This is a genomic window from Kistimonas asteriae (assembly GCF_018263925.1).
Classification (GTDB): domain Bacteria; phylum Pseudomonadota; class Gammaproteobacteria; order Pseudomonadales; family Endozoicomonadaceae; genus Kistimonas; species Kistimonas asteriae.
This window is the reverse complement of the sequence record NZ_JAEVHF010000009.1, coordinates 14,608-35,779: the sequence shown is the minus strand read 5'-3', so window position 1 is coordinate 35,779 and position 21,172 is coordinate 14,608. Positions and strand designations below refer to the sequence as shown.

The window sequence follows — 21,172 nt, the reverse complement described above, 5'->3', positions numbered from 1 at the left end:
ATAACGGATAACGGGTGATAGAGATGGCAGACCAGGAAAAAGATCTGAAGGGGCTTCGGGATAAAATCGACAGTATTGATGGCAAGCTTCTGGAGCTGATCAGTGCTCGTGCGGCAGTGGCCCAGGAGGTTGCCCGGGTCAAGGAAGCGGCAGGTGCCAGTGATGCTTTTTTCTATCGCCCTGAACGGGAGGCCCAGGTGTTGCGGCAGATTATGACGCGCAATGACGGCCCCCTGGATGATGAGGAAATGGCTAGGCTGTTTCGTGAAATCATGTCGGCCTGTCTTGCGCTTGAAGAACCGGTACGGGTTGCCTACCTGGGGCCTGAGGGGACCTTTACCCAGCAGGCTGCACTGAAGCATTTTGGGCATTCTGCGGTCAGTGTGCCCATGGCGGCTATCGATGAAGTGTTCCGGGAAGTGGAGTCGGGTGCAGTTAACTACGGCGTCGTACCGGTTGAGAATTCATCGGAAGGAGTGGTCAGCCATACTCTGGATTCTTTTATTCATTCATCCATGCGTATTTGTGGTGAGGTGGTGTTGCGAATCCATCAGCACCTCCTGGTCGGGGAAAATACCCGTGAGGAAAAAATCACGCGCGTATACTCCCATGCTCAGTCGCTGGCCCAATGCCGTAAATGGCTGGACTCCCACTGGCCCATGGTGGAGAAGGTCGCTGTCAGCAGTAATGCGGAGGCAGCGCGTCGAGTCAAGGGTGAGTGGAATTCGGCGGCGATTGCCGGTGATATGGCTTGTGAGCTGTACGGGCTGAACAAGGTCGCTGAAAAGATTGAAGATGAGCCGGATAACTCTACCCGCTTCCTGATTATTGGAAATCAGGATGTGCCAGCCAGCAATGAAGACAAAACCTCTATCGTGGTCTCTATGCGCAACCAGCCGGGTAGTCTCCACAGGTTGCTCGCGCCATTTCACTGTTATGACATTGATCTGACCCGGATTGAAAGTCGTCCGTCGCGTTCCGGTGCCTGGAATTATGTCTTTTTCATTGACTTTACCGGTCACCAGGATGATCCGAAGGTGCAGTATGTGCTGAAGGAGGTTGAGGCATTTGCCTCAGAGTTGAAGGTGCTGGGTTCCTACCCCAAAGGGGTTCTGTAAATCACGTAGTGACGGGCTGACAGGCCCGCAATATCGGGAGTAAAAGCAGAGATGGGGTGTGATTACATAGCACTGGCAAACCCGGGCGTGCAGGGCTTGCAACCTTACCAGCCGGGAAAGCCCGTCAGTGAGGTCGCCAGGGAACTGGGGCTGGAAGAAAGTGCAATAGTGAAGCTGGCGAGCAATGAAAACCCGCTGGGTCCTTCGCAAAAGGCGGTTGATGCCATGGCTCGGGCTGCCGGTGATTTAGCCCGTTATCCGGATGGTAATGGTTTCGCGCTGAAAGCTGCGTTGTCAGCCAGGCATGACGTGGCGGCTGAATGCATCACGTTAGGTAATGGTTCCAATGATGTTCTGGAGCTGGTCGCCAGGGCCTATGTGGCGCCGGGTGATGAGGTGATTTTCTCCGAGCATGCATTTGCGGTGTATCCCATTGTAACCCTGGGCGCAGGTGGTGTTCCCGTTGTCGCGCCGGCTCAGGACTGGGGGCACGACCTGGCGGCTATTGCTGATAGGATCACTGAAAATACCCGTGTCATATTTATTGCCAACCCTAACAATCCCACAGGCACCTGGCTGAAGCGTAATGCATTGCAGACGTTTCTGGATAGCGTGCCTGAGCGCATCATTGTCGTGCTGGATGAGGCGTACTGCGAGTACGTCGATGAGGCGGAGTACCCCAATGGTCTGCTCTGGCTGGAACGTTATCCGAACCTGGTGGTGACACGCACGTTTTCCAAGTTGTACGGGCTTGCCGGGTTGCGGATTGGCTACGCAGTGGCCAGTCAGTCGATTACTAATGTGCTAAATCGTATCCGGCAACCGTTCAACGTGAACAGTGTGGCCATGGAAGGGGCGCTTGCTGTACTGGAGGACAGTACGTATCTTGCACGCTCCCGGCAAGTAAATACGGAAGGCCTGCGTCAACTTGAGGTCGGGCTTTCCAGTCTGGGTTTGGCGTGGATTCCCTCCATTGGCAATTTCATCACGTTTGATACGGGTGGTGATGCCGGAAGCGTCTTCGATCGACTGTTGCAGCGGGGCGTGATTGTTCGTCCCATTGGGGCTTATGGTATGCCATGCCACCTGCGGGTTTCGGTAGGTACAAAGGCCGAGAATCAGCAGTTTCTTGAGGCGTTGAGTGCCGTCCTGAAGGAGATCGCTGATGGCGGATAAACCCTCGCTGCCGACGCTATCGGACAGTACCGTACTGGTGATTGGGCTGGGGATGATTGGTGGATCCCTGGCCGCTGCGCTGAAGCAGCGGAGTGTTTGCCGGCGTGTGATGGCGTGGGATCGGGATCAGCAATCACTGGTTATCGCGTTGGAGCAGGGGATTATTGATGAATATTCAGATTCTCTGAAGGCTGCGGTTGGTGAGGCCGACCTTTTGGTGCTGGCGGTGCCCATTCTGGCTATTGGCCCTTTGTTGGCAGACCTGGCCGGTCTTGAAATCGACTGGTCCCGAAAAGTCATTACTGATGTTGGCAGTTGCAAGCAGGTTGTCGTGGAGAGTGCCCGGAAAGCCTTTGGTGGCTTGCCGGAAAACCTGGTGCCAGGACACCCTATTGCCGGTTCAGAGCGCAGTGGTGTGATGGCAGCCAATCCGGATCTGTTTGAGGCTCACAAGGTGATCCTGACCCCTACAGAGCAAAGTGCTGAAAGGGCAATCAATCGAGTGACAGGATTGTGGGCTGCTTGTGGCGCTGATGTGCTCCACATGGATGTCGTTCACCATGATGAGGTATTGGCGAAAACCAGCCATTTGCCCCATTTGTTAGCATTCTCTCTGGTGGATACCCTGGCTGGCGAGAAAGATAATCAGGATATTTTCCGTTATGCGGCGGGCGGCTTCAGGGACTTTACCCGGATTGCGGCCAGCGACCCCACCATGTGGCATGATGTTTTTCAGGCCAACCGTCAGGCGGTGCTGGAGGCGCTGGATGCCTTCCGGGACGGCCTGGACACCTTGTATCACGCCGTGGCGAGCGGTGACAGTCAAACCATGCGCGGTATCTTTACTCGGGCCAGGGCGGCGCGGGAGCATTTTACTAGCATGTTGGAAAATCAGGCGTATCTGAAACCCATGACAAACAGTCAATTGACCTATGTGGCCCGGCCGGGCGGTTCTGTGTGCGGTGATATTCGTGTGCCGGGCGATAAATCCATCTCTCACCGTTCCATTATGCTTGGGGCCCTCGCGCAGGGTGTCACCGAAGTTGATGGTTTTCTTGAGGGTGAAGATGCACTGGCGACTCTGCAGGCATTCCGCGACATGGGAGTGGTGATTGAGGGTCCGCATAATGGGCGTGTCACCATCTATGGTGTCGGGTTGCACGGACTGAAACAGCCGGCAGGTCCGCTTTACCTGGGCAATGCCGGTACCGCGATGCGACTCATGTCGGGGTTGATGGCGGCTCAGAATTTTGATGTTGAGCTGATCGGTGATGAGTCCCTGTCAAAGCGGCCCATGGGACGTGTTGTGGATCCTCTCAGAGATATGGGGGCAGAGATCGAGACCATGCCTGAAGGGCGCCCTCCGTTAAAAATCCGTGGTGGCCGTTCACTCAAGGGTGTCTCTTATGACATGCCGATGGCTTCCGCGCAGGTGAAATCCTGTCTGTTGCTGGCCGGTCTCTATGCTGAAGGTGAAACGTCCGTCACTGAGCCGGGTGTGACCCGCGATCATACTGAGCGTATGCTGTCAGGTTTTGGTTATCCCGTCGTCGTGGAGGGGAATCGTGCAGCCCTTGAGGGTGGTGGTTCGCTGACGGCAACGATGATTGATATTCCGGCGGATATTTCTTCTGCTGCCTTTTTTATGGTGGCGGCCAGTATCGCACCCGGTTCCGACGTGTTGTTGAGGCATGTGGGTATTAATCCGACCCGTACCGGTGTGATCGACATTCTGCGGCTGATGGGTGCGGATATTACCCTGAGCAATGAACAGGTGGTGGGTGGTGAGCCGGTGGCTGATATCCGTGTGCGCTCAGCCCAGCTTAAAGGCATTGAAATACCGCAAGAGTTGGTGCCACTGGCGATTGATGAGTTTCCCGTTTTGTTTGTAGCCGCGGCCTGTGCTGAAGGGGTAACCCGGTTGCGTGGTGCTGAGGAGTTGCGGGTTAAGGAAAGTGACAGAATCCAGTCCATGGCTGATGGGCTGCAGGCATTGGGAATCGATGCTCGGCCATTGCCGGATGGCATTGAAATTCTGGGTGGTGATATGGGTGGCGCAACCATTGACAGTCATGGCGACCATCGTATTGCCATGGCGTTTGCGGTGGCGGCATTGCGTGCCAGTGATGAGATTATCATCAGGGACTGCAGCAATGTTGCCACCTCATTCCCCAATTTTGTGGAGCTGGCCGATTCGGTGGGCTTCAGACTTAAAGTGATTGAGAAGATCAGACGTGATTGAAAACAATGTTCCTGTTGTAACCATTGACGGTCCGGGAGGATCCGGTAAGGGAACGCTTGCCCGTTTGCTGGCCCGCGAGTTGGGCTGGCACCTTCTGGATAGTGGTGCACTGTATCGTTTGACGGCGCTGGCGGCTGTGAATCATGGCGTCAGCCTGGAGGATGAAGAATCCCTGAAAGTGCTGGCAGCCCATTTGGATGTGCAGTTCCTTGCCGGTGGAGATGATGCCTCAGAAGGTGGCATTGTGCTGGAAGGTGAGCATGTTGCAAATGTGATCCGTACCGAGGAAGTGGGTGCCTGGGCGTCTAAGATTGCTACTCTTCCGGAGGTGCGCAGGGCGCTGTTGTCAAGGCAGCGGGCCTTTGCCGAAATGCCGGGGCTGGTTGCAGATGGCCGGGATATGGGAACGGTGGTGTTTGATGATGCGAATATTAAATTCTACCTGACTGCTAGTACTGAGGAGCGTGCAAAACGCCGTTTCGAGCAGTTGCAAGCCCAAGGGGTAGATGTTAGTCTTGACCGCCTTTTAGCCGATATAAAGGCACGGGATGATCAGGATAGCAACCGCGCAGTTGCACCGCTCAAGCCCGCTGATGATGCGATTATCATAGACAGCACTAAACTGACAATACAGGAAGTGCTGGATAAAGTGCTGGATACCATGCGTCGTAACGCAGTGATCTGAAAATCGGCACCTATATTCGAATTATGCATCAGTAGATCGCTACCCGCCTTGTAGTCTTATAGTTGTGTCGTACCGTTTAATGGTTCGGCAGAACGTAAAGAAGGCAGTAGCTGTTTACTGGTGCAAGGTGGGGTGATGGTCTTGACGACCGGAAACGTGGCAGGAGCCTTATCCTGCTGCAGGTCGTAGAGCCAGTGACGGACCATAACCCCTTTGTGATGATTAACCCGTACAGACTGGTGGTACGGTGGGAATCATGCGAAATCATCAACGCATTTGTCCTGTTCAGGCAGCGTTGCTCTGTTTCGTTTGACATCTTTAACAGGAATGACAATGACTGAATGCTTTGCCGACCTCTTCGAAGAGAGTCTGAAAGAGATTGAAATGAAGCCTGGTTCCATCATCGATGGTATCGTGGTTGATATTGATGGCGACTGGGTTATCGTTCACGCTGGTCTGAAATCCGAGGGTGTTATCCCTGTGGAGCAGTTCCGCGCTGAGAACGGTGAGCTTACCATTCAGGTGGGCGACACTGTTCAGGTAGCTCTGGATGCAGTCGAAGACGGTTTCGGTGAAACCAAGCTGTCCCGTGAGAAGGCCAAGCGTGCCGAATCCTGGAAAGAGCTTGAGAAAGCCTTTGAAGCCAATGACGTGGTCAAGGGTATTATCAGCGGCAAGGTCAAGGGTGGCTTCACTGTTGACGTCAGCACGATTCGTGCGTTCCTGCCTGGTTCTCTGGTTGATGTCCGTCCGGTTCGCGACACTGCACACCTGGAAGGCAAAGAGCTGGACTTCAAGGTTATCAAGCTGGACCAGAAGCGCAACAACGTGGTTGTTTCCCGTCGTGCCGTTCTGGAAGCTGAAAACAGCGCTGAGCGTGACGCACTGCTGAGTACTCTGCAGGAAGGTCTGGAAGTCAAGGGTATCGTTAAGAACCTGACCGACTACGGCGCGTTCGTTGACCTGGGTGGTGTTGACGGTCTGCTGCACATCACTGACATGGCGTGGAAGCGTATCAAGCATCCGAGTGAAATCGTCAACGTTGGTGACGAGATCAACGTCAAGGTCCTGAAGTTTGACCGTGAGCGCAACCGCGTATCTCTGGGTCTGAAGCAGCTGGGTGAAGATCCGTGGATCGCCATCAAGAACCGCTTCCCTGAAGGTACCCGTGTTTCCGGTCACGTCACTAATCTGACTGACTACGGCTGCTTCGTTGAGCTGGAAGAAGGCGTTGAAGGTCTGGTTCACGTGTCTGAAATGGACTGGACCAACAAGAACATTCACCCAAGCAAAGTCGTTTCCCTGGGTGATGAAGTTGAAGTTATGGTGCTGGATATCGACGAAGAACGTCGTCGTATCTCCCTGGGTGTCAAGCAGTGTAAAGCTAACCCATGGGAAGAGTTCTCCGGTCAGCATAACAAAGGCGACAAGATCAAGGGTAACATCAAGTCCATCACCGATTTTGGTATCTTTATCGGTCTGGAAGGTGGTATCGACGGTCTGGTTCACCTGTCTGACATTAGCTGGAACGAAGGTGGTGAAGAAGCTGTTCGCAACTACAAGAAGGGCGAAGAAGTCGAAGCCGTTGTTCTGTCTATCGATGCAGAGCGTGAGCGTATCTCCCTGGGTATCAAGCAGCTGGATTCCGATCCGTTTGCCATGTATGCCGATACTAACCCCAAGGGCACTATCGTCAAGGGTACTGTGAAGGAAGTGAGCGCCAAGGCTGCTATCGTAGAGCTGGGTGAAGAGATCGAAGGCACTCTGAAGGCTTCTGAAATCAGCCGTGACCGCGTTGAAGACGCCACTAACGTGCTGAAGGAAGGCGAAGAGATCGAAGCTCGTATCATCAGCATTGATCGTAAGAGCCGCGTCATCAGCCTGTCCATCAAGGCGAAAGACGAAGCAGACGAGAAGGCTGCCATGAAAGAGCTTCGCGGTAAGCAGGAAGAGCCTGCCGCTGGCCCAACCACCATCGGTGACCTGATCAAGGCGCAGATGGAAGGCAAGTAAGTCTTACGACTGAATTGCTGTAAAAAAACCGCCGGTTAGACCGGCGGTTTTTTTATGCTTATCAATAAGTTGCTTGATTATCGAGGGGGAATTGGCTAGCTTAGAATTTTGTGTTCTTGTGGGTGCCGGGCAGTGGTCAGGGCAAGCGGTGATGCCGTCTTTGAATGCGCTGTCGTCTGGAGCGGGGGCAGAGGGCGTGATAGCGCACCGTGATAAGGGAAGCACGTTATGACTCGATCAGAATTAATAGAACGTATTGCTGAGGTTCAGGATCAGTTGATGCTCAAGGATGTTGAGCTCGCGGTGAAAGCTATTATTGATCAGTTGTCCGGTGCATTATCCTCTGGTGCACGTATAGAGATTCGCGGATTTGGCAGTTTCTCCTTGCATTACCGGGCCCCCAGAAAAGGTAGAAATCCCAAGACCGGCGAAACCGTCGCGCTTTCCGGGAAATATGTTCCCCATTTCAAGCCCGGCAAAGAGCTACGTGAGCGGGTGAATCAGGCGGCACTGGACGGTGTTGGCCGGTAATAATTCGGGTATGTAACAAGATGGTCATCAGGTGGGTACGTCTTTTACTGTGGTCAGTTCTGGCTATAGCGCTGTTTTTCCTGCTTTTCTCTTTCGTGCTGGAAAATCCGACTGAGGTCACATTGACCATTTTGGGTTACCCCCTGGCACCTGCTTCTCTTTCGGCGGTTGTTGTTGTCGGCTTTTTGCTGGGTGGTCTCGTTGGTATCTTTTCCGGTATGGTCTTGGTGGCGCGCTTTCGTGTCAGGCATGTGCTTCTGAAGCGTAAAAACGAGCAGCTTGAGGCGGAGGTCAAAAAGCTGAGAATGAATGCGCTGAAGGGGCTAAGTTGATCCATGTTTGACCCCCTTTTGATGGCGCTGATACTGGTGTCCATGGCGGCTGGCTTTTTCCTGGGATACCGGCAGCGCAAGCAGTCGCAACATCAGCGGCAGGATGGATCGCTTAACAGTGAATACTTTGTCGGTCTCAATTACCTGTTGAATGAGCAGACCGATGAGGCGATTGAGTCGTTCATCAAAGCGCTGGAAATCAATGCTGATACTGTTGATACCTACATTGTGTTGGGGCGCTTGTTTCGGCGTCGTGGCGAGATTGAAAAAGCGATTCAGGCGCATCAGGACCTTCTTGCCAGGCCGAGTCTGACCCGTGAACAATCACTTCGCGTCCAGTTGGAGTTGGCGCATGATTACATCAAGGCGGGATTGCTGGATCGCGGTGAGTCCCTGCTTGAGGATATGCTGAAAACGCCCTGGTCAGGAGCGGATGAGTCTGTCCAGTTGCTTTTGTCGGTCTATGAACAGGAAAAAGAGTGGCAGAGAGCGATTGATGTCATTCACCAGGCGCAAGGCGTTGACAGTCATCGGTATCAGCACCAGCTGGCTCATTACCATTGTGAGTTGGCGGAGGCAGCACTTGAAGGTAATGATGTGTTGGTGGCCCGTAAGAATCTTCGTCTGGCGTTTGCGCGGGATCGGGATAATGTGCGCGCAACATTGATTCTTGGAAGTCTTGAGTGCTCATTGAAAAACTATCGAGAGTCAGCGCGCGTTTTGCAGCGTATCTACCAGCAAAATCCACTGTTTATCTCTGAAAGTATTCCATTACTGGAGCGCAGTTTTGAGGCGTTGTGGTCCAGTCGCGGTTTGTCGGTTTATCTCGGAAAATGCCTGCGTGAGTACCCTTCGGCGGCGGTTGTTCTGGCTTCTGCCAGGTTGATTGCACGACAGCAGGGAGATAAGGAGGCGGGGCGTTTTATCGCTGAGCAAATCGTTAAAAGACCTTCGTTAAAGGGCTTGAATGCGCTGATTGATCTCAATATTGAGAATGCGGAAGGTCGTCCGCGGCAAAATCTGATGTTGTTGCGTGAGTTAACTGGACGTCTGCTGGGCAGTAAACCTGTTTATCGTTGTACGCAGTGTGGCTTCGATGGAAAAACGCTCCACTGGCGCTGCCCCCGTTGTCATGAATGGGGAACTACCGAGCCAATTATGGGTATTGAGGGCGAGTAAATCACCCGCTTTTCTTGGTAAGTTGGTATGCGTTGCGGTGACTTTCATGAAGGTTTTGTGGACGGTACAGAGTGGTGTGTGAGATGCATTGTCATTTTTCATGCTGTATACTCGGTCAGAATTTTGCCCGCCTGTGCTCATTTCTGCGAGATTGCATTACCCATGAATTCATCCGCTTCCTCTTGCTTATCCCCAGTCATAGTCGCCCTGGATTTTCCTGAGGCTGCATCGGCGCTTGCCATGGCGGACAGGCTGGATCCTGCGATGTGTCGGGTGAAAGTGGGTAAAGAGCTGTTTACCTGTGCAGGCCCTGGCGTGGTTGAAACGCTGCAGAACAAAGGCTTTGATGTTTTTCTTGATCTGAAATTCCATGATATTCCCAATACAACCAGTAAGGCGGTTGCAGCTGCAGCCAGACTGGGGGTGTGGATGGTGAATGTGCATGCCTCAGGTGGTCGTCGTATGATGGAAACCTGTCGAGAAGAGCTTGAGCGGCTTCAGCTTGATCGTCTGCCATTGTTGATTGCGGTTACTGTGCTCACCAGTATGAGCGATGAAGCGTTGCTCGAAATTGGCTACAAGTCTGGTGCTGCAGAGATGGTGCAGCATCTTGCCGCTTTATCAGCAGGCAGCGGTATGGATGGTGTCGTATGCTCGGCTCAGGAAGCGACGATGCTCAAGCAATCTCATGGTGCCAATTTCAAGCTGGTTACGCCCGGTATTCGTCCGGAAAATTCCGACGTAAATGACCAGCGTCGTATTGTAACGCCGGCTCAAGCTGTGCAGAATGGAAGTGATTATCTGGTCATTGGCCGGCCAATTACACAGGCTAAAGAACCGGTTAACATGCTGGAGACAATTATCGCCAGCCTGAACTGAACAACAGGGAACAACTCTTATGGATGAGTGGTATTTGCTGCGTAGCAAGCCCCGGCAGGAGCAGCGGGCTGTCGAAAACCTGGAGCGGCAGGGGTTTACAGCTTACTGCCCCATGCTGGAGAAAAAAAAGGCCAGGGTGGAGCCATTATTTCCTGGTTATGTCTTTCTTCAGCATGATGCGTTTGAAGATAATCCTGATTATGGCAAGGTTCGATCGACACGTGGTGTTATGACCTTTGTTCGCTTTGGTGATGAGTTTGCCAAAGTGCCTGAGGAATTGCTTGAAGGGGTTCGTCATCAGGAGCACAGTCTGAGGGGAAGCCCGGCTTTTGAGGCAGGTCAGGTTGTTGGGTTTACAGATGGGCCATTCGCCGAGATTCAGGCGATATATCTTTGTGATCGCGGCGAAGAGCGTAGTGTTGTCTTGCTCAATGTGCTGAATCGTGAACAGCGACTGGTGGTTCGCACAGAAAATCTTCGTAAACACAGCTGAAGTATTTTAAATTTATTTTTAAGGCAAAACCGGTCTGTTTTGTTTTAAAGATTTCAGGGTGTTTGCTCCCATTGCACTACTTATCTAGTGATGCCTCGCGTCCGTCTGGCCGTATTTTTAGTGTCAATATCCCCTGACTAACAGAATTTTTGCTCATGATGAAAGTCAAGATTGCATCTCGTATATGACCACGTAGAATTCACATATCTTTTCTGTTTTGGCTATGCCGAGTGGGTGAAGTATGAAGTTTTGTCAGTCATCTACTAATACGCTCGTTCGGGTGTTTTTGCGGCAGCCAGCCAACGTCATATATCTCGTTTAACCATTCAGGCAGCAAAGTCACCAAGGGTGTACAGGAGTGGGTGCAGGCAGGTAAAAACTACACGTCATGACATGTAACCGACCGCAGTTCCAACAAATGCGAAATGAAGTTGGCGGGCGGTAGCGTGTCTGAGATTTTGTGTTACCTGGATGCGCCCCTGTTCTGAGTGAATCTATACAATCGGAAAATTCTCGAGCCAGATGTATTCGGATGAAAACTGAGAAATGCCTGTTTAGTGTAGTGATACCCGCCTATAACTACGCAGACAGCTTGCCACGGGCGCTTGAGTCTGTCCTGCAACAGTCGGGAAATGACTATGAGGTCCTTATCGTCGATGATGGCTCTACGGATAATACGAGAGACGTCATTGACCACCTGAGATCAACTTACCCGGGCAGATTCGACGCTGTGACCAGAGAAAACTCAGGTCCTGCCGCAGTAAGAAACTTTGGAATCAATAATACAACCGGTGAATGGTTGATATTTCTTGATGCGGACGATGAGTTAATGCCTGATGCGTTAGATAACCTTCGTCGCTTTATCTCAGAGCATGATACTGTGCGGATAATCGTCGGCGGCCACATGGTGGCAGATGCCGATGGCAGTGAGCGCTACCGTGGTGTGAAAACTCTGCCCACTGATCCCGGTGACTGTCTTGTCGGTTACCTGTTGAAAAAAACGATCACACCATCAAATGGTGCAACAGCCATGCACAGGAGCATATTCCAGCATTGTCGTTACCCTGAGCAGTTTCGTAATTCTGAGGATATTCCTGTGTTTGCCTATGCACTGACAAATTTTGAAAGTGCTGCACTTGATAAGCCGTTAAATCGTATACATAAGCATTCTGACAGTCTCAGGCATAACCTCAAATACGCTAACGATATTGGAACACGTCTGATTGAGGAAGTTTTTCGCGAAGATCTTATTCCTGCGCACCTCCAAAAGTACAAGCGTATTTATGCCGGACAGCGATGTTTATCGCTATTCAGAACGTTTTACCTCGCTGGTCAAAAACAACCTGCATTAAAGTATTATCGTGAAGCGCTGGGCTATGATTGGCGTGCACTCTTTAAAATTTCATATACCAAAAAGGCTATTCGCCTGCTGGTCGCCTGATTTAACCTATTGAAACTCCATTAATGACGTCAAAACTACGTATTCTGCAAATTCAGAATAATTTTAATGTCAATGAATCTGATCTTGCTGAACAAATCATAAAAGGGCTGGATGGTGATCGCTTTGACATTACAACGGCTTTTTTGAAGAAAAAACCACGTGAAGGCGATCAGCTAAGTGCGGCTCATAGATCCGTGTACTTTGACTTCAGTAGTAAACAATTGAAAGGCATGCAGCGTTATTTGGCGCTCTACCGCCTCTATCGTTTCTGTAAAGATAACGCGTTCGATGTCGTGATCTGCCATCGATTCAAGCCAACGCATCTGTTTTTACTGTTGAATCGATTTTTATCATTTCGCTTGTGTGTCAGTGTGACACATGGGCTAGGTGATTTTGATCGTCGCTATCGTCAGAAAGCCGTTAATCGCCTGATACAGAAAAACTGGCGTTTCGTTGGGGTTTCTGAGGCGGTCAAAAACGATCTAGTTAAGCATTGTAACAGCCTGAATGATCAAAACACGCTTGTGATTAACAATGCGATAGATATTAAACGTGCCCATGCTGTTCAACATACACGTGAGAAAGCACGGGAGATGTTGTCTATCGACCATCAGCGGTTTGTCTTCGGAACAATCGGGCGGCTGGTACCGGTTAAAGGTCATAAGTATCTGATTGATGCCGCGAGGTTGCTTAAGGACAAATACCCTGACATGCAGGTTGTGATTATTGGTGGTGGCCGACTGGATCAAACACTTCAGAAACAGATTGATGAGCATCAGCTGAATGATGTCGTTAAACTCGTTGGCTGGAAAGACAATGCACTGCAATATGTCAGGGCCTTTGATGTATTTGCGCTGCCATCATTAAGTGAAGGTATGCCAATCTCTTTGCTGGAAGCAATGAGTGGTGCGCTGCCAACGATAGGGAGTGATATACCTTCCATTCGCCCGGTGATTGAAAAGGTAGGCCAGTTGGCGATGCCTGAAGATGCTGAAGCATTAGCCCAGGCGATGGAAAAATATCTGCAAATGACACCGGAAGCTATTACGCACTCAGGTAAAGAGCATTTGGCCTACCTGCAGGCGAATCATGCTATTGAAGATTACAGGCGCCAATACAGGCAGTTGATTGAGCAGGTATAGCAGTTGTCGCTTACTATGAAGCAAAGTAAAAATACGATTCTTATTACAGGTGGTGCCGGTTTTATTGGGTCGGCTGTCGTTCGCTTCCTGATCAATGAGACAGAACATACAGTAGTCAATGTCGATAAATTGACCTATGCAGGTAACCTTGAATCATTAAATTTTGTGGCAGAAAATCCCCGCTATCACTTTGTTAAAGCTGATATCTGCGACAGTGATTTGATGGTTAAAGTCATCAAGGAGTTCCAGCCTGTTGCAATTATGCATTTGGCAGCAGAAAGCCATGTCGATCGTTCCATCGATGGTCCTGCAGCTTTTATTCAGACGAATATTGTTGGCACGTATATATTGCTCGAGGCTGTACGTGAATACTGGAATACACTAGACGATGCTGAAAAAGGCCAGTTTCGTTTCCATCATATTTCAACGGACGAAGTGTATGGTGATCTGGAAAATGATAATGATCTTTTTCGTGAAACGACTCCTTATGCACCTAGCTCCCCGTATTCTGCGAGTAAGGCGAGTTCTGACCATTTAGTGCGATCCTGGCACAGAACCTATGGCCTGCCAGTAGTGCTAACTAATTGTTCCAATAACTATGGTCCCTATCATTTTCCTGAGAAGTTAATACCGCTGGTTATTCTCAATGCCCTCGAAGGGAAAGATTTGCCTGTCTATGGCCAGGGACAGCAAATACGAGACTGGTTGTATGTGGAAGACCATGCCAGGGCATTGTATTCCGTATTAACAAAAGGCCAAGCCGGTGAAACCTATAACATCGGTGGTCACAACGAAATGCGTAATATCGATGTAGTAACCACCATTTGTGAATTACTGGAAGAATTAGCACCGAAGAAACCCGCCGGGCTGGTACGCTATAACGATTTGATTACATTTGTGGCTGACCGTCCCGGGCATGACAGGCGTTATGCTATTGATGCGAGCAAAATCCAGAAAACACTGGGCTGGATACCTGAAGAATCATTTGAAACGGGTATTCGAAAAACCGTGCAGTGGTATCTCGACAATCTGGAGTGGTGTCGTCATGTACAAGATGGCAGTTATCAGCGGGAAAGGTTAGGAGTGGGTGAATAACAATGAAAGGAATCATTCTTGCTGGCGGCAGTGGAACACGGTTACACCCTATTACCCGTGGGGTCTCCAAGCAGTTATTGCCAGTTTACGACAAGCCCATGATTTATTATCCGCTCTCAGTACTGATGCTGGCGGGTATTCAGGATATTCTTGTCATTACCACACCTGATGATCAGGTGCATTTCTATAATGTCCTTGGCGATGGCAGCCAGTTTGGTATTAATCTTACCTATGCCATACAGCCAGAACCCAAAGGGCTTGTACAGGCCTTTACCATTGGTCGGAGCTTCATTGGTAATGATCGTGTGTGCCTGGTACTTGGTGATAACATTTTCTATGGACAGGGATTCACTCCCAAACTCCAGGAAGCCGCCAGCCGTAATGATGGTGCAACTGTTTTCGGTTATCGCGTGAAAGACCCTGAGCGGTTTGGTGTTGTCGCCTTCAATGATGATGGACATGCGACATCTATTGAAGAAAAGCCCAAAAATCCGAAGTCATCTTATGCCGTTACCGGCTTATATTTTTATGACAATCATGTGGTTGACCTGTGTCGTGAAATAAAACCATCAGCACGTGGTGAACTTGAAATCACGGATATAAACCGGATGTATCTTGATGCGGGTCAGCTGCATGTTGAACTACTGGGGCGTGGCTTTGCATGGTTGGATACTGGAACCCATGATGCTTTGCTTGAGGCCGGACACTTTGTTCAAACAATCGAACACCGGCAAGGACTAAAAGTTGCTTGTTTGGAAGAGATTGCTTTTAACAACGGTTGGTTGAGTGTTGATGAATTGCTTACACAGGCTTGCATGCTGAAAAAAACAAGCTACGGACAATATCTGATGACAATTGCCGGAGCACAAGCATGACACCTGAAATTATTGTGTTTAAAGAAATAGTTGATCAACGAGGTGGTCTCGTTGCATTGGAAGAGCACAAGAACATACCCTTTACGCTTAAGCGTGTTTATTACATCTATGGTACTCCTACAGATTGTCGTCGAGGATTTCATGCGCATATAGCGTTGAGGCAGGTAGCAGTGTGTGTTAAGGGTACCTGCACATTTCTACTGGATAACGGTCATGGAAAAGTAGACGTTTGTTTGGAGTCACCTGACAAAGGACTTCTGATAGATAAAATGGTCTGGCATGAAATGTATGATTTTAGTGAAGACTGTATTCTAATGGTCCTTGCCAGCGATATTTATTGTGAAAGTGATTATATACGTGATTATAATCATTTTTTAAAAGCTGTTCACTGAGTGCCAGATGATGAATGTTTTGATATTAATGGAAGTATCCTAATAATGCTTGAGTCAAAAACTATAAGGCTTAGGTTGGCTTGCGTTGATGATGCTGAGTTCATTTTAAGTCTGAGAATTTCAGAAAAGTATAATAAATACCTTTCATCTGTAGAAGATGATGTCGAGCTTCAGAAATCATGGTTAAAAGAATATAAAAATCGCGAATCAATAGGTCTTGAATATTATTTTATTATAGAAAGAAAAGATAATGGTTTTCCAATTGGGACTGTGCGTTTATATGACTTTAAAGAGAGTGAGAATAGCTTTAGTTGGGGTAGTTGGATACTCAATGAGAATAAAACTAGAACTGCAGCTGTTGAGAGTGCGATGCTTGTTTATCAGTTTGCTTTTGAGGTAAAAAAGTTTAGTAGATCTCATTTTGAAGTCAGAAGAGAAAATAAGGCTGTCTTGGCATTTCATGAAAAGTTGGGTGCAATAAAAACGGATGAGAATGATACGGACATATATTATCATTATTATCCGGAAGCATATCAAAAGCAAAAGGTTAGTCTGGAAAGATATTTGTAAGTGGCTGAGTCCTGAAATATAGATTTATGTTTTTTGATATGTGCTGTTAAATAAAAAGTGTGTTGGGTTTGGTCTTTTAAAGATTTTTGATTGTAACTTTAATCTTTTTAGTGGTAAAGAATTGTCAAAGAGTAAAGATAGATTTAAGATGCTTCTAATTTTTAGAATTTATCAAAAGATTAGAATTGCTTTTTATCGCTATGTTTCAGATTTTCATGTTGAAGCTATAGTTAAACAGCCGCTTCAAGTTGTTGGAAAGGGAAAGGTTATTGTTGATGGTAAAGTGATATTTGGCTATAAAAACTCGAAAGATTTCTTTTCTAGATATCATTATATTGAAGTAAGAGAAGAAAGTGCTTCAATCATATTTGGAGATAACACTATCATTAATAATTCATTTACAGCAGTTGCCGATAAGTCGAGTATAACTATTGGCAAAGATTGCCTCATAGGAACCGATGTTCAACTATATGATAGTGATTTTCATGGGCTCTCACCTGACACTCGGCGATCAACTTCTGGAGAGTCAAAGCCAATCGTGATTGGCGATAATGTTTTTATAGGTAATAATGTCACTGTTTTAAAAGGTAGCAGAATTGGTAAAAATTCAGTGATTGCTGCAGGGTCGTTGGTTTGCGGTGAGATACCTGCCAATTGTATAGCAGCAGGTGTGCCATGTAAGAAGATTAACGATCTATAGTATTTACGTTTTTACTATTTACGCAATGATATTAGCATGATTCCATTTCTTGATTTAAAAGCGATTAATCATCAGTACCAACAGGCATTAAAAGATGCTGCTGCACGGGTAATAGATTCTGGCTGGTATATTTTAGGGGAAGAAGTCGCACAGTTTGAAAGCGAGTTTGCTGCCTACTGCGGTACAGAATTTTGTATTGGTGTTGCTAATGGACTGGATGCATTAACACTGATCCTGCGTGCATGGATCGAGCAAGGGCAGTTAGCAGAAGGTGATGAGGTCATCGTACCTGCTAATACATATATTGCTTCTATTCTAGCTATTACTGAAAATCGCTTAAAACCCGTTTTGGTTGAGCCTGATCCAGAGACATTTAATCTTGACCCTACTCTTGTTGAACAGCATATCAGTGATAGAACACGGGCAATACTTACGGTTCATTTATATGGCCAAGTCTCTGGCATGGATGCAATCATGTCAATTGCAAGAAAACATAACCTCAAGGTAGTTGAAGACTGTGCCCAAGCTCATGGCGCGTGCTACCAAGGAAAAAAGGTTGGAAGTATCGGTGATGCGGCAGGTTTCAGTTTTTATCCTGGCAAAAACTTGGGAGCTCTCGGGGATGCTGGTGCGATTACCACATCAGATGCTCAACTGGCAGAAACACTGCGAGCACTTCGTAACTATGGATCTCAGGAAAAGTATAAAAACATATATCAAGGTGTGAATAGTCGGCTGGATGAAATGCAGGCAGCGCTATTGCGTGTGAAGCTCCAGTATCTTGATTCTGAAATTAATGCGCGTAGAGAAGTAGCATCATACTACAATAAGCATCTGTTGAACCCCATTATTGAACTACCAATTATGCATGACAGTAATGCGCATGTCTGGCATTTATATGTTGTTCGAATTCATGAACGTGATCGACTTGTAGACTATCTAAGTGAACATGGTATACAAACGATTGTTCATTATCCTATTCCACCGCATCAGCAAGGTGCTTATGAAAATTTAAATGGAATTGAGCTTCCTATTTCTGAAATGCTACATCGAGAAGTCCTTAGTCTACCAATTAGTCCTGTTATGATGTCAGATCAAATATCAAAAATAACAATGGCAATTAACTCATTTCAGTAATTTTGCATTTTTTTGAGTATGATTTGGTAATGCTTACAGTACCTAAAGTTAGTGTGTTAATTACAGTTTATAATTCTGGAAAATTTATAGGTAACACGCTAGAAAAACTCTCAAAACAAACAATGAAAGATTTTGAGGTCGTATGCGTTGATGATGGTTCGACAGATAATAGTGTAAACATAATAGAACAAAGAAGAGCAGTTGATAAGAGAATCAAGCTGGTACGACAAGAAAATACAGGCGTTGGAGGAGCGAGAAAAACAGCTGTGAATCATGCAGTAGCTGATTATGTCTTACCGCTAGATCATGATGATTCTATCAGTGATGATGCTTTGGAGACTTCCTACGAAGAGGCTATAAACACAGATTCAGCAATAGTTTTGTTGGATCTTTATTCCGATTCGTCTGATGGTAAGAGAGAAAAACTAATAGATTTGGATTGTTTCAAGTGGCCAATGGAAGGTCGTCTTGCAATGCAGTTAACGCTTTCTAGTTGGATGTTACATGGGGCAGGACTTTACAAAAAAGAACTATATTCTAGTTGCTATAATCATTGTCGTGTTGATTTATATAATGCGGATGAATATGTTACAAGGGTTCTCTTATATAAAGCGCCAAAAGTTTCACGTGCATCTGGAAAGTATTATTATTTTAGTGAGCCGACCTCACTGACTCGACAGTTCAATATAAGGCATCTGGAGTTTTTGGATACACAATATGAACTTTTTTCATTTTTGAAATCTGAAGATTTGATTGATGAGATGGGTTGTGAGTGGGTAATAGGGACGTTTAAGTGGATAAGAATATTAAATAAAAAGTTGAGGCTTTATAGAAAGAGCTTTACGAAAGCAGAAGTGATCAATGCTGAAAGAAAAATAAAGTTAGCGTCGCGCAATATTCCTAAGGGTCTTCTTTTTAAAATTATCTTTTCTACAGAATATAAGGTTAAGTATAGATTTCAGTCAATTCTGACTCTTTTTAGGATTGAGTATTATTTATATAAACTCAATTGCAATTTGGTAAGAAAATAAGTTTTAATTCAGTCGCTGCATATAAATATAATAAATGAGGTGGTTGTAAATGATTATTGCCAAACCAGTTGGTGGACTGGCGAACCAGATGGGCGTATATGCTGCTGCCAAGGCTTTAGCCACCCATCATAATGTCACGTTGAAAGTCGATGTCAGTGACTGCAGCGAAGGGACGTTAACAGAGTTCAGACTGAAGCATTTGAACATTAAGACGGACATTGCAACTCATCATGAGATTCAAGAGGTTATTGGATTAAGTGACTATCCATGGTTTAACAGTATAAAGAAAAAGCTAAAAAAGAAATTTGGATTGAATACATGGGGTGAATATAAAGAACATTCGCTCACATTTGATCCAGATTTTTTTAATCTTCCCGGTAAACAGTATTTGAAAGGTAATTTTCCGAGTATTGTTTACTATGAGCCAATTAAGAGTGTTTTACAGGCGGAGTTTACAGTTAAAAGCCAAGGAACGCTGGAAACACGTAATTGGGAAGATAAAATCAGGAACACTAGAGATAGTGTTTGTCTGCATATAAGGCGGGGTGATTATACGGATCCCAAGGTTCAGGCTTATCATGGTTTATTGGATTTATCGTACTATGAGAAAGCAATGTCGTATATGGCGAGTAATCTGGATGCCCCTGAACTTTTTGTTTTTTCTGATGAAATTGATTGGGTTAAAGCCCATTTGAACACTGAACTTCCTGTACATTATGTGGATTGCCATAGCCCTTATGATGGACACCTTGACTTCCACCTTATGCAGCAATGTCATCATTTCATTATAGCGAATAGTGGGTTTAGTCGTTGGCCAGCCTATCTATCAGATTATTCGGATAAAATTGTTTGTATGCCTAAAGTGTGGTGTGTAGATGATAAATTCAGTGATTCTGATATTGCACCTGACAGTTGGGTCAGACTTTAAAACAGCTAGCAAGTTATTTTCCTTGTTGACTAGTGAAATCATATCGCCAACCTATTCATTATAATTTTGCAAAAAGAATACTGAAATGACAAAAAAAGCGCTTATCACAGGTGTTACCGGTCAAGATGGCTCTTATCTTGCGGAGTTTCTGTTAAATAAAGGCTATGAAGTGCATGGTCTAAAGCGACGTGCATCATCCTTTAATACCGATCGTATAGATCATATCTATGAAGATCCCCATATTAATAATCAACGTTTCATATTACATTATGGTGATTTGAGCGATAGCTCAAACCTGACTCGCATTATCAATGAGATCCAGCCAGATGAAGTGTACAATCTGGCAGCACAATCACATGTTGCAGTATCATTTGAGTCGCCAGAATATACCGCAGATGTTGACGCTTTAGGTACATTGCGTTTGCTGGAAGCTATTCGTTTTCTCGGGCTGGAGAAAAAAACACGTTTCTATCAGGCTTCTACCTCCGAACTGTATGGTTTGGTTCAGGAAGTGCCTCAAAAGGAAACGACGCCATTCTACCCGCGTTCCCCCTATGCTGTGGCAAAACTATATGCCTACTGGATTACGGTGAACTACCGGGAAGCCTATGGCATTCTTTTTAATCATGAGTCCCCGCGCCGTGGGGAAACCTTTGTCACGCGTAAAATCACCCGGGCCCTGAGTAATATTGCACAGGGTCTGGACCAGTGTCTGTATCTGGGTAACATGGATGCACTGCGTGACTGGGGGCATGCCAAAGACTATGTCGAGATGCAATGGTTGATGCTCCAGCAGGAAACACCTGAAGATTTTGTCATTGCGACTGGTGTTCAATATTCCGTTCGTCAGTTTGTTGAACTGACAGCTAAAAACCTGGGTATTACGATACGCTGGGAAGGAAATGGCGTCGATGAATGTGGTTATGTTGAAACAATATCTGGTGACAGGGCACATGCGCTAACCATCGGGCAGAAGGTTGTTGCTGTAGATCCCCGGTATTTCCGTCCTGCTGAGGTCGAAACACTGTTGGGCGACCCTACAAGCGCTAAGGAAAAGCTGGGCTGGACACCGTCTACGTCATTGGAAGAGATGGTGAGTGAAATGGTCGATAATGACCTTGAATCCGCTCAACGCCATGCATTGCTTAAGCAACATGGCTTCAATGTGAAAGTATCCCGGGAGTAAGAGCCTGTCAGTCGACGCTTTTAATGA

21 protein-coding genes are annotated in these 21,172 nt (G+C 47.2%); all 21 read left to right on the top strand.

Going from position 1 to position 21,172, the window contains the following annotated elements:
- Positions 1-23 precede the first annotated feature (23 nt).
- The 21 genes from pheA (at position 24) to gmd (ending at position 21,145) form a co-directional block, all read left to right on the top strand.
- Positions 24-1,118: a prephenate dehydratase gene (pheA, locus tag KHS78_RS11500; RefSeq protein WP_211828594.1), complete on the top strand. Its 1,095-nt coding sequence runs from the start codon at positions 24-26 to the stop codon at positions 1,116-1,118.
- Positions 1,119-1,169: 51 nt separating this feature from the next.
- Complete coding sequence (hisC, locus tag KHS78_RS11495) at positions 1,170-2,294, top strand: histidinol-phosphate transaminase (protein WP_211828593.1); 1,125 nt, start codon at positions 1,170-1,172, stop codon at positions 2,292-2,294.
- The gene (locus KHS78_RS11490) at positions 2,284-4,536 is read left to right on the top strand and encodes a bifunctional prephenate dehydrogenase/3-phosphoshikimate 1-carboxyvinyltransferase (protein WP_211828592.1); all 2,253 of its coding nucleotides are present in this window, start codon (positions 2,284-2,286) and stop codon (positions 4,534-4,536) included. Before hisC ends, KHS78_RS11490 begins: the two co-directional genes overlap by 11 nt.
- Positions 4,532-5,221, top strand: a complete 690-nt coding sequence (gene cmk, locus KHS78_RS11485) for a (d)CMP kinase (RefSeq protein WP_211828737.1) — start codon at positions 4,532-4,534, stop codon at positions 5,219-5,221. Before KHS78_RS11490 ends, cmk begins: the two co-directional genes overlap by 5 nt.
- A gap of 333 nt (positions 5,222-5,554) precedes the next feature.
- Positions 5,555-7,234 carry a 30S ribosomal protein S1 gene (rpsA, locus tag KHS78_RS11480; protein WP_211828591.1) on the top strand — a complete coding sequence of 560 codons (1,680 nt, stop codon included), beginning with the start codon at positions 5,555-5,557 and terminating at the stop codon, positions 7,232-7,234.
- Positions 7,235-7,462: 228 nt separating this feature from the next.
- Positions 7,463-7,765 (top strand): integration host factor subunit beta, encoded by a 303-nt coding sequence (locus KHS78_RS11475; RefSeq protein WP_211828590.1) that lies wholly within the window; start codon positions 7,463-7,465, stop codon positions 7,763-7,765.
- A 20-nt stretch (positions 7,766-7,785) separates the two neighbouring features.
- Positions 7,786-8,097, top strand: a complete 312-nt coding sequence (locus KHS78_RS11470) for a LapA family protein (protein WP_211828589.1) — start codon at positions 7,786-7,788, stop codon at positions 8,095-8,097.
- A 3-nt stretch (positions 8,098-8,100) separates the two neighbouring features.
- Positions 8,101-9,276 carry a lipopolysaccharide assembly protein LapB gene (lapB, locus tag KHS78_RS11465; RefSeq protein ID WP_211828588.1) on the top strand — a complete coding sequence of 392 codons (1,176 nt, stop codon included), beginning with the start codon at positions 8,101-8,103 and terminating at the stop codon, positions 9,274-9,276.
- Between the two features lie 162 nt (positions 9,277-9,438).
- Positions 9,439-10,155 carry an orotidine-5'-phosphate decarboxylase gene (pyrF, locus tag KHS78_RS11460; RefSeq protein ID WP_211828587.1) on the top strand — a complete coding sequence of 239 codons (717 nt, stop codon included), beginning with the start codon at positions 9,439-9,441 and terminating at the stop codon, positions 10,153-10,155.
- Between the two features lie 19 nt (positions 10,156-10,174).
- Positions 10,175-10,648, top strand: coding sequence for a transcription termination/antitermination NusG family protein (locus KHS78_RS11455; RefSeq protein WP_211828586.1), 474 nt, complete (start codon positions 10,175-10,177; stop codon positions 10,646-10,648).
- 532 nt (positions 10,649-11,180) lie between these two features.
- On the top strand, positions 11,181-12,089 hold the full coding sequence (locus KHS78_RS11450) for a glycosyltransferase family 2 protein (protein WP_211828585.1): 909 nt from the start codon (positions 11,181-11,183) through the stop codon (positions 12,087-12,089).
- A 23-nt stretch (positions 12,090-12,112) separates the two neighbouring features.
- Positions 12,113-13,231, top strand: coding sequence for a glycosyltransferase (locus KHS78_RS11445; RefSeq protein ID WP_211828584.1), 1,119 nt, complete (start codon positions 12,113-12,115; stop codon positions 13,229-13,231).
- 15 nt (positions 13,232-13,246) lie between these two features.
- On the top strand, positions 13,247-14,326 hold the full coding sequence (gene rfbB, locus KHS78_RS11440; protein WP_211828583.1) for a dTDP-glucose 4,6-dehydratase: 1,080 nt from the start codon (positions 13,247-13,249) through the stop codon (positions 14,324-14,326).
- 2 nt (positions 14,327-14,328) lie between these two features.
- Complete coding sequence (gene rfbA, locus KHS78_RS11435) at positions 14,329-15,201, top strand: glucose-1-phosphate thymidylyltransferase RfbA (protein ID WP_211828582.1); 873 nt, start codon at positions 14,329-14,331, stop codon at positions 15,199-15,201.
- Positions 15,198-15,593, top strand: a complete 396-nt coding sequence (locus KHS78_RS11430; protein WP_211828580.1) for a sugar 3,4-ketoisomerase — start codon at positions 15,198-15,200, stop codon at positions 15,591-15,593. The genes rfbA and KHS78_RS11430 overlap by 4 nt, the downstream gene beginning before the upstream one ends.
- Positions 15,594-16,163, top strand: a complete 570-nt coding sequence (locus tag KHS78_RS11425; RefSeq protein ID WP_343216904.1) for a GNAT family N-acetyltransferase — start codon at positions 15,594-15,596, stop codon at positions 16,161-16,163.
- 40 nt (positions 16,164-16,203) lie between these two features.
- Positions 16,204-16,863 (top strand): acyltransferase, encoded by a 660-nt coding sequence (locus tag KHS78_RS11420; RefSeq protein WP_211828578.1) that lies wholly within the window; start codon positions 16,204-16,206, stop codon positions 16,861-16,863.
- Positions 16,864-16,899: 36 nt separating this feature from the next.
- Positions 16,900-18,000 (top strand): DegT/DnrJ/EryC1/StrS family aminotransferase, encoded by a 1,101-nt coding sequence (locus KHS78_RS11415; protein WP_211828576.1) that lies wholly within the window; start codon positions 16,900-16,902, stop codon positions 17,998-18,000.
- A gap of 29 nt (positions 18,001-18,029) precedes the next feature.
- A complete protein-coding gene (locus KHS78_RS11410) occupies positions 18,030-19,031 on the top strand; it encodes a glycosyltransferase family 2 protein (RefSeq protein ID WP_211828574.1) in 1,002 nt (333 codons plus the stop codon).
- A gap of 49 nt (positions 19,032-19,080) precedes the next feature.
- The gene (locus KHS78_RS11405; RefSeq protein WP_211828572.1) at positions 19,081-19,959 is read left to right on the top strand and encodes an alpha-1,2-fucosyltransferase; all 879 of its coding nucleotides are present in this window, start codon (positions 19,081-19,083) and stop codon (positions 19,957-19,959) included.
- 85 nt (positions 19,960-20,044) lie between these two features.
- Positions 20,045-21,145 (top strand): GDP-mannose 4,6-dehydratase, encoded by a 1,101-nt coding sequence (gene gmd / locus KHS78_RS11400; RefSeq protein ID WP_211828570.1) that lies wholly within the window; start codon positions 20,045-20,047, stop codon positions 21,143-21,145.
- Positions 21,146-21,172: the final 27 nt, after the last annotated feature.

What these genes read in the sequence shown, in the direction of transcription:
- KHS78_RS11475 (WP_211828590.1), top strand. Translation starts at nt 7,463, where the DNA reads ATGACTCGATCAGAATTAATAGAACGTATTGCTGAGGTTCAGGATCAG.
- pyrF (WP_211828587.1), top strand. Translation starts at nt 9,439, where the DNA reads ATGAATTCATCCGCTTCCTCTTGCTTATCCCCAGTCATAGTCGCCCTG.
- KHS78_RS11490 (WP_211828592.1), top strand. Translation starts at nt 2,284, where the DNA reads ATGGCGGATAAACCCTCGCTGCCGACGCTATCGGACAGTACCGTACTG.
- KHS78_RS11455 (WP_211828586.1), top strand. Translation starts at nt 10,175, where the DNA reads ATGGATGAGTGGTATTTGCTGCGTAGCAAGCCCCGGCAGGAGCAGCGG.
- gmd (WP_211828570.1), top strand. Translation starts at nt 20,045, where the DNA reads ATGACAAAAAAAGCGCTTATCACAGGTGTTACCGGTCAAGATGGCTCT.
- KHS78_RS11430 (WP_211828580.1), top strand. Translation starts at nt 15,198, where the DNA reads ATGACACCTGAAATTATTGTGTTTAAAGAAATAGTTGATCAACGAGGT.
- lapB (WP_211828588.1), top strand. Translation starts at nt 8,101, where the DNA reads ATGTTTGACCCCCTTTTGATGGCGCTGATACTGGTGTCCATGGCGGCT.
- rpsA (WP_211828591.1), top strand. Translation starts at nt 5,555, where the DNA reads ATGACTGAATGCTTTGCCGACCTCTTCGAAGAGAGTCTGAAAGAGATT.
- pheA (WP_211828594.1), top strand. Translation starts at nt 24, where the DNA reads ATGGCAGACCAGGAAAAAGATCTGAAGGGGCTTCGGGATAAAATCGAC.
- hisC (WP_211828593.1), top strand. Translation starts at nt 1,170, where the DNA reads ATGGGGTGTGATTACATAGCACTGGCAAACCCGGGCGTGCAGGGCTTG.
- KHS78_RS11470 (WP_211828589.1), top strand. Translation starts at nt 7,786, where the DNA reads ATGGTCATCAGGTGGGTACGTCTTTTACTGTGGTCAGTTCTGGCTATA.
- KHS78_RS11445 (WP_211828584.1), top strand. Translation starts at nt 12,113, where the DNA reads ATGACGTCAAAACTACGTATTCTGCAAATTCAGAATAATTTTAATGTC.
- rfbA (WP_211828582.1), top strand. Translation starts at nt 14,329, where the DNA reads ATGAAAGGAATCATTCTTGCTGGCGGCAGTGGAACACGGTTACACCCT.
- KHS78_RS11450 (WP_211828585.1), top strand. Translation starts at nt 11,181, where the DNA reads ATGAAAACTGAGAAATGCCTGTTTAGTGTAGTGATACCCGCCTATAAC.
- KHS78_RS11415 (WP_211828576.1), top strand. Translation starts at nt 16,900, where the DNA reads ATGATTCCATTTCTTGATTTAAAAGCGATTAATCATCAGTACCAACAG.
- KHS78_RS11405 (WP_211828572.1), top strand. Translation starts at nt 19,081, where the DNA reads ATGATTATTGCCAAACCAGTTGGTGGACTGGCGAACCAGATGGGCGTA.
- KHS78_RS11410 (WP_211828574.1), top strand. Translation starts at nt 18,030, where the DNA reads ATGCTTACAGTACCTAAAGTTAGTGTGTTAATTACAGTTTATAATTCT.
- rfbB (WP_211828583.1), top strand. Translation starts at nt 13,247, where the DNA reads ATGAAGCAAAGTAAAAATACGATTCTTATTACAGGTGGTGCCGGTTTT.